This is a genomic window from Mesorhizobium sp. P2_F8 (assembly GCF_056403655.1).
In genome coordinates this window covers 1-6,412 of sequence record NZ_JBFUFB010000056.1, presented here as the reverse complement: position 1 = coordinate 6,412, position 6,412 = coordinate 1, and the positions used below count along the sequence as shown (strand labels likewise).

Sequence of the window (6,412 nt, the reverse complement as noted above, 5' to 3'; positions counted from 1 at the left end):
CCGAGGCGTTCCTCGAGCTGGGCGATGCGTCGCAGCACGGTCGAGTGGTTCACACCGAGGCGCTCGGCGGCAGCCCGCACCGAGCCTCCACGCGCGACGGCAAGAAAGTAGCGAACGTCATCCCAGTCGATCATGGTGCAATCCCGCACCGCGCGGTGCGCCTTCCAAAGCCCTACCCTATCGTACAACAGTACAGGGCGGCCCCCATAACACTTGTCAACGAGCGGGCCCAATCCCGAGCAGCGGAACCTTATCGTCGCGGCTGCCGTTGATAGCCATACCGGATCGATTTCGCACCACCGGTGTGCGTGCTTCCTCACTCAAAGCCTGAGCCCGGCAGCCCCATCTTAAAGGTCTTCGGGGCGTTCCCGAAGACCAAGGCGGAAACCTGGAAGGATGCACGTCATGACCAGATTGAATGGAAAGACCGCCGTCATCACCGGCGGCGCTACCGGCATCGGCCGCGCCGGACCAAAGCGATTCTTCGAGGAGGGCGCCTTCGTCTTCATCTTCGGCCGCCGACAGGAAGCGCTCGACGCCGCTGTGGCGGACCTCGGGCCTAATGCCCGCGCGGTGAAAGGCTCGGTCTCGGATGAGGCCGACCTCGACCGACTCTACGCGGCGGTGAAGCACGAGCGCGGAAGCCTCGACATCGTCTTCGCCACGGGGCCGGAGGCCCGCTCCCGCTCGGTCAGATGACCGCCGAGCACATTGACGAAACCTTCGACACCAATGTGAAAGGTACGATTTTCACGGTCCAAAAGGCGTTGCCGGTGATGGGCCCGGGTGGTTCGATCATCCTGACCGGATCGAGCGCCGGCACCACGGGCGCCCCGGGATTCACTGCCTACAGCGCGAGCAAGGCGGCCGTGCGCAACCTCGCGCGGACCTGGGCCGAGGACCTGAAGGGCACTGGCATCCGCGTAAACGTGCTATCGCCCGGAGCGACGGCGACCGAGCTCGCGAAGGAGGCGCTGGGCGAGGAGGGGCAGAAGGCCTACGGCGCGATGACCCCGCTCCAGCGCATGGCCGACCCGGCGGAGATCGGAGCCGTGGCCGCCTTCCTCGCGTCGCCGGACAGCAGCTTCATGACCGCCAGCGAAGTCGCCGTCGACGGCGGCCTGGCCCAACTCTGACCTCGGCGCGGTTCCGTACCTAGCTCACACACAGCGAAAGACAAAAGATCATGAAAGCACTCGAAGGTAAAATCGCGGTCATCACGGGCGGAAGCAGTGGGATCGGGTTAGCGACAGCCAAGCGCTTCGTGGAAGAAGGTGCGCACGTCGTGATCACCGGGCGAAGAGAGAAAGAGCTGAAGGAAGCCGCTGCCTTCATCATGAGAGACGTTACGACGGTCGTCGGCGACGTATCGCGCTTGGAAGATCTGGACCACCTCTATGCCGTCGTGAAAGAGAAACATGGTCACATCGACATTCTCTTCGCGAACGCGGGCGCAGGGACAATCGCACCGCTCGCGGTCGCCACTGAGGCACATTTTGATCAGACCTTCGATGTGAACGTGAAGGGTCTGTTCTTTACGGTGCAGAAGGCCCTTCCCCTGTTCAAAGACGGCGGCTCGATCATCCTGACATCTTCCGTCGCGAACGTGTTGGGGGTGCCCGGATTTAGCGCCTACGCCGCGAGCAAGGCGGCTGTTCGCAACTTCGCGCGCGCTTGGACACTGGAGCTGAAAGACCGCCAAATTCGCGTGAATACGGTGAGCCCCGGACCGATCGAGACTCCCGCGCTAGAGACGACGACGGGCCTCACCCCTGAGCAAGCCGAGCAAGCGGCCGCCCAGTTTGCTTCACAGATACCGATGGGTCGCAGAGGCCAACCGGAGGAAATTGCGGCTGCGGTCACGTTCCTCGCCTCCGACGAAAGTTCTTTCATCACCGGCGTCGACCTCGGCCGATGGCGGCATGGCCCAGGTCTGAACTGAAGTATCCGTTGCGACTACGCGCGATCCGGAAAGCTTTGCATCCGACGCGGCCGCGATCGGACCCACGATCCTCCCCAAAACACTGGCCGAAGCGGTCAAGGCGGACATCATCTTTTTGGCTGCCCGTTTCGAAGCGAACCCAGATGTCGCGAAGGCGCTGTCAACCTGGCAAGGGAAGACCATCGTCGATGTGACCAATGCCTACGGCGTGCCTCCTGAGGAACTGGAAGGACAGCCTTCTTCCAGATTCATCGCGCAGACTTTCTCAGGTGCAAGGTTGGTCAAGGGCTTCAACCATTTGATCGCTGCCACCCTTGACCAAGACCCGGCCGTGCATGGTGGCAGGAGAGTCGTGTTGCTGGCGAGCGACGATGACGCTGCCGCGGCGGAGATTGCTGCGCTCGCGGAAAAGCTCGGTTTCTCGCCGATCAAACTTGGCGGGCTGTCGGAAGGTGGGCTGCTAGTCCAGGCGCGGAAACAGCTGGGGTCATCTGGTCTTCAAGGACCTGGTCAAGTTCGCCTGATGAACACGACGTGCCCACCAGCAAGAGCTGCGATGCACGGATCGGATCGAGCGCGATGCGATCCGTGCGAAATGGAGAAATTCCCATGAGCATCGAGAAGAACATCCAGACCGTGAAGGACTTCTTCGCCGCGATCGGCCGTGGCGACAGGGAGGCTCTGCTTGCGCTGGCCGCCGAAGACATCGAGTGGATCATTCCGGGCGAGGACTGGCCGCTGGCCGGAACGCGCCATGGACACGCCGGGCTGGCGGATTTGCTTGAGACGGCATCCAAGTCGATAGAAACGTCCACCGAACCCCGGGAATTCGTAGCGCAGGGGGACCGGGTGCTGGTCGTCGGCTTCGCGAGGGGGAAGATCAAAGCCACGAACAAGACGTTCGAGGACGACTGGATCTTCGCCATCACCGTCCGGGACGGTAGACTGACCAACATCCGGGAATACGTCGACACACAAGCACTGGCGCGCGCCGCGCAGGTGGGCGCGGCCGGGACTGCACAGCGCTGGCCATCTTCGGCCATCGGTTCGGGGTCGACGTTAGATCAGCCGAAAATCGCCCCATTGTACGCCACGCGCTCGTCTAATGCCCAACCGTAAAGGAGATTCCGATGTACGACCAATCCAAGGTATCCGAGTTGATCCGGTTCGCACGTGTAGATGCGGGCTCCACCGTCATTGACGTCTACCCAGGCGACGGCGATTGGACGCGCCTGTTCTCCGACGTCGTGGGCCCCGAAGGTCGGGTCTACAGCTTCGTGCCGGCCGAAGTCGCCGACTTCAAGAACGATCCGGTTGGGCGCATGCGGACGCTCGCGAAGGAGCCGGGCCGAGAGAACGTAGAAGCCGTCTCAGCGGACCTCGTCGCGATGCCGCAGGCCACACAGCCAGCGGATGTGCTGTGGCTGCACCTGTTCTACCACGATCTCCACACCGCCCTAATCCAGAACAAGGGTGCGACGGCGGCCGACTTCAATCGAGCTGTCTACGAGCGGCTTAAGCCCGGTGGGTCCTACGTCATCGTCGACCACGCCGCCGCCGCTGGGTCGGGCACGAGCGATACTCAGGCGCTGCATCGGATCGACCCTGCATCCGTTCGCGAGGAGGTCGAGGCGGCCGGCTTCGTGTTGGACGCCGAAAGCACCATGCTCGCGAACAAGGACGATCAGCATTCGATCAAGGTGTTCGATCCCTCGATCAAGGGCCAGACCGATCGCTTCGCCTATCGGTTTGTGAAGATCTGACACTGAGCTAGTCGCCAACGATGAGGTCGGCACTCGTACGGGAGGCACCTTTGACAAGTGCGACGACCGATTGTGGGTTGGTTTCCGAACGACAGCTTACCGCAGACGTCGGTTAGAACCGGATCGTCCGCTTCCGGCCCCTCAACCGTCTACCGGCGTTTCTCCGGTGGCCATCACGGCCGAAGGAGAAACGAAATGGGACACTCGTGCTACGATCTCACCGCATCCGATTGCCGGGCATGGAATGCAGGCAAGAAGGTCGGAACGAAACGCCCTCTGAAACCTCGACAGATGTGGGCGATACGCTTCTTTCTCGATCGGGAACGGCGTCTGCGAGACAGAGCGCTCTTCGATTTGGCGATCGACAGCAAGTTGCGCGGCTGCGATCTCGTCAAGATCAAGATCGGCAACCTTGTTCTAGGGCAGGAAATCCGAACTCGCGCGATGGTCATCCAACAGAAAACCGGTCGGCCTGTTCAGTTCGAGTTGATGAGCGACGCACGCTCCAGCGTTCTCGCATGGCTGGAGCGGCGCGGCGGGACAGTGGATGATTACGCATTTCCGAGCAGGATCGATCCAAGGGCTCACATGAGCACAAGGCAGTAGGCTTCGCAAGCATAGTGACCTCCTTAGCTCTTGGCCGGCAACCCGGCTCCAGTTTGATGAATGGCCGCAACGCGGCGTGAAAGAATTTTGTGAAGCGCTGGCATTTTTTCAACGGGCTACGCGCCACGATTCGCAGCGGTTACCAGCGGGCGTTTCCAACCGCTAATTCCTCATGGGGGGTTGAGGTCCTTGGCCGCCAGATACATGACGGCTGCGGCTGCTTGTCTACGCTCCCAACCGGCCGCTTCCGCCCTGGCAATGATGTCTGACACGAGAGGCCAGATGACCTCTCTGCATTCTTTTTCGTAATCAACCTGCGTTGGCTTGTGCTGGGGTCCGGCCAGTCCTGTGTCCTTTGCCATGTCCTTTATCTCGCTAGTTTCGACCGGATTTTTCTTACCAATCGGCCAAATAGCGTCAAGCGGGATGCGATGCCCTCCAAACACGGGCAGGCGCCAGGCCGCGTGGCGTGCTTTGGCGGTCTAGGACAGCGGCATTCCCCATCGGCGTTTCAGCCATGTGGATCTCGGATATTCTTTTCGAGATGATTGTGAGGAAGTTCAAGCCGGCGGCAGAGGAATGAGTTGGCGCAGTGCCGGCGCTAATAATGTCTCCGTTTGAAATTTCGCAAGACCCAGAATAGGTTGGGCTTATGAAAACCCATAAACCATCATACGCTGTCTATACCCCGCCAGTGCTGGGGCTCCCGTACCTGGCTGTCATCATTGGCAGGGATGGAACAGTCATAGGCCGCCCCTTCGACACTGCCGAAGATGCCGCCGCCTTCAACAAGCTGATGGCCGAAAGGGAACACCCCGGCAAAGTCAGGAATTGGCACTAGCCAACTCGCTTGTATTCAAAGTAGCGGGGCCGAAACCGTGTCGGCTCTGTAACGGATAGATCAGTGACGCGGATCCATTTGCTGGCGTTGCATCGCAAAGTAACCCTGTGGCCAAGTGCCTTCTCTGCTGCCTCGAAAGGCGTGCGTCCTTGGGCGTCGTATGTCGAAGCGATGGATTCTCCATCCATCTCCTCCACCCGGTAAGTCTTCATGGATGGCCTCGGGTGCCACCGGAAAAGCGATTCATGCCGACCAAGCTACAGACGCATTAGCGATAGCTCAACCAAGACCGAAGTCCCAAGCGCAACCCATCCGTTGGGGAAATGGCCGGTACGGTAGGGCTTAGGGCGGACCGCACCAAGCGCGGTCCCTACAAGAAGCTGCCGAAATAGGCGAATAGGTAAGGCTTTTAGCACTCGCTAACCTAAGAACGCTTCCCGCACGCTACATGACCCAAAGGCCAGCTTGAATGCGCCACGGTGTTGCGCGACTGTCGCCGCGAGGGGTGTACAGGTGAGCAATGCAACTCAAGGAAAAGGCGCGGCCCTTCGTGCCGACTGAAATCCACGTCGGCACCATCACGGACGATGCGGGTGTGATTGGGGTTCTCTCAATTCACACAACCGAAGGTCTGTTAGATATTGCGCTGGACGTTCAGTCAGCCAACGCCATCGTGAGCGCTATTCATCAAATCCGGTCAAAGCTGGAGCCGAACGGCCCCTAGATTTCAAACTGAGACACTACCTACTGGTCGGACATCTCGCGCGTGTTGCGCGGCGGGTGACCCGGGATGTCATCCAGGAATGGAACGGACGCGGTAGCCCTGCCTGAGCCTGGCGCGTCCGAGCGATGCCCCCATCTCCCGTCCGAGCCGCACCGCGTCCTAATGGTCCGCATAGCACGCTGTGAGCCGGTGAGATATGCTAGCCAGGGTAACATGCCAGTGAACGCCGGGCGCAACCAATCCCCGCCGCCGCTCGTTTACCCGTGCTGGCTTGATCCCCAGCACTCCACGTCTCTGGCCCGCTGCTGAAAGGTGGCGGGCTTTTTTGTGTACAAGAGGGAACCTTGTTGCGGAAGGTGACGTTCTGATCATGCTTGGTCCCCTCAACCAGGCACAGAGAAAAAGGGCCCGTCACGGCTTCCTCCGTGGCGGGTCTTTTGCTTTCCTACGGCCGGGTTGCTATGCCGCGTCTAATCAACGAGCACGATGAACGGTCTGTGCTTCGGCCGTTCGTGCCAAATGACCTGTCGCAGATC

At 60.6% G+C, this 6,412-nt stretch carries 3 protein-coding genes and 5 pseudogenes; 7 read left to right on the top strand and 1 reads right to left on the bottom strand.

Translation table 11 applies throughout. The features are described from left to right. A partial coding sequence (locus AC1DZP_RS35500; RefSeq protein ID WP_477308923.1) for a helix-turn-helix domain-containing protein occupies positions 1 to 134 on the bottom strand: 134 nt, incomplete at its 3' end. A gap of 271 nt (positions 135 to 405) precedes the next feature. On the opposite strand from AC1DZP_RS35500, the pseudogene AC1DZP_RS35495 reads away from it, so the two are divergent. The 7 genes and pseudogenes from AC1DZP_RS35495 to AC1DZP_RS35465 all read left to right on the top strand — a co-directional run bounded on the left by AC1DZP_RS35495 (position 406) and on the right by AC1DZP_RS35465 (position 5,876). Further along, positions 406 to 1,136, top strand: a pseudogene (locus AC1DZP_RS35495) (SDR family NAD(P)-dependent oxidoreductase). Positions 1,137 to 1,186: 50 nt separating this feature from the next. Further along, a pseudogene (locus AC1DZP_RS35490) lies at positions 1,187 to 1,937 on the top strand (SDR family NAD(P)-dependent oxidoreductase). 3 nt (positions 1,938 to 1,940) lie between these two features. Continuing rightward, a pseudogene (locus tag AC1DZP_RS35485) lies at positions 1,941 to 2,466 on the top strand (NADPH-dependent F420 reductase); the annotation flags it as partial. A gap of 85 nt (positions 2,467 to 2,551) precedes the next feature. Continuing rightward, positions 2,552 to 2,962, top strand: a pseudogene (locus AC1DZP_RS35480) (nuclear transport factor 2 family protein); the annotation flags it as partial. 110 nt (positions 2,963 to 3,072) lie between these two features. Then, positions 3,073 to 3,705, top strand: a complete 633-nt coding sequence (locus AC1DZP_RS35475; protein WP_477308921.1) for a class I SAM-dependent methyltransferase — start codon at positions 3,073 to 3,075, stop codon at positions 3,703 to 3,705. Positions 3,706 to 3,900: 195 nt separating this feature from the next. Continuing rightward, positions 3,901 to 4,308, top strand: a pseudogene (locus tag AC1DZP_RS35470) (site-specific integrase); the annotation flags it as partial. A gap of 1,364 nt (positions 4,309 to 5,672) precedes the next feature. Next, positions 5,673 to 5,876 (top strand): hypothetical protein, encoded by a 204-nt coding sequence (locus tag AC1DZP_RS35465; protein WP_477308919.1) that lies wholly within the window; start codon positions 5,673 to 5,675, stop codon positions 5,874 to 5,876. Positions 5,877 to 6,412: the final 536 nt, after the last annotated feature.

What these genes read in the sequence shown, in the direction of transcription:
- AC1DZP_RS35475 (WP_477308921.1), top strand. Translation starts at nt 3,073, where the DNA reads ATGTACGACCAATCCAAGGTATCCGAGTTGATCCGGTTCGCACGTGTA.
- AC1DZP_RS35465 (WP_477308919.1), top strand. Translation starts at nt 5,673, where the DNA reads ATGCAACTCAAGGAAAAGGCGCGGCCCTTCGTGCCGACTGAAATCCAC.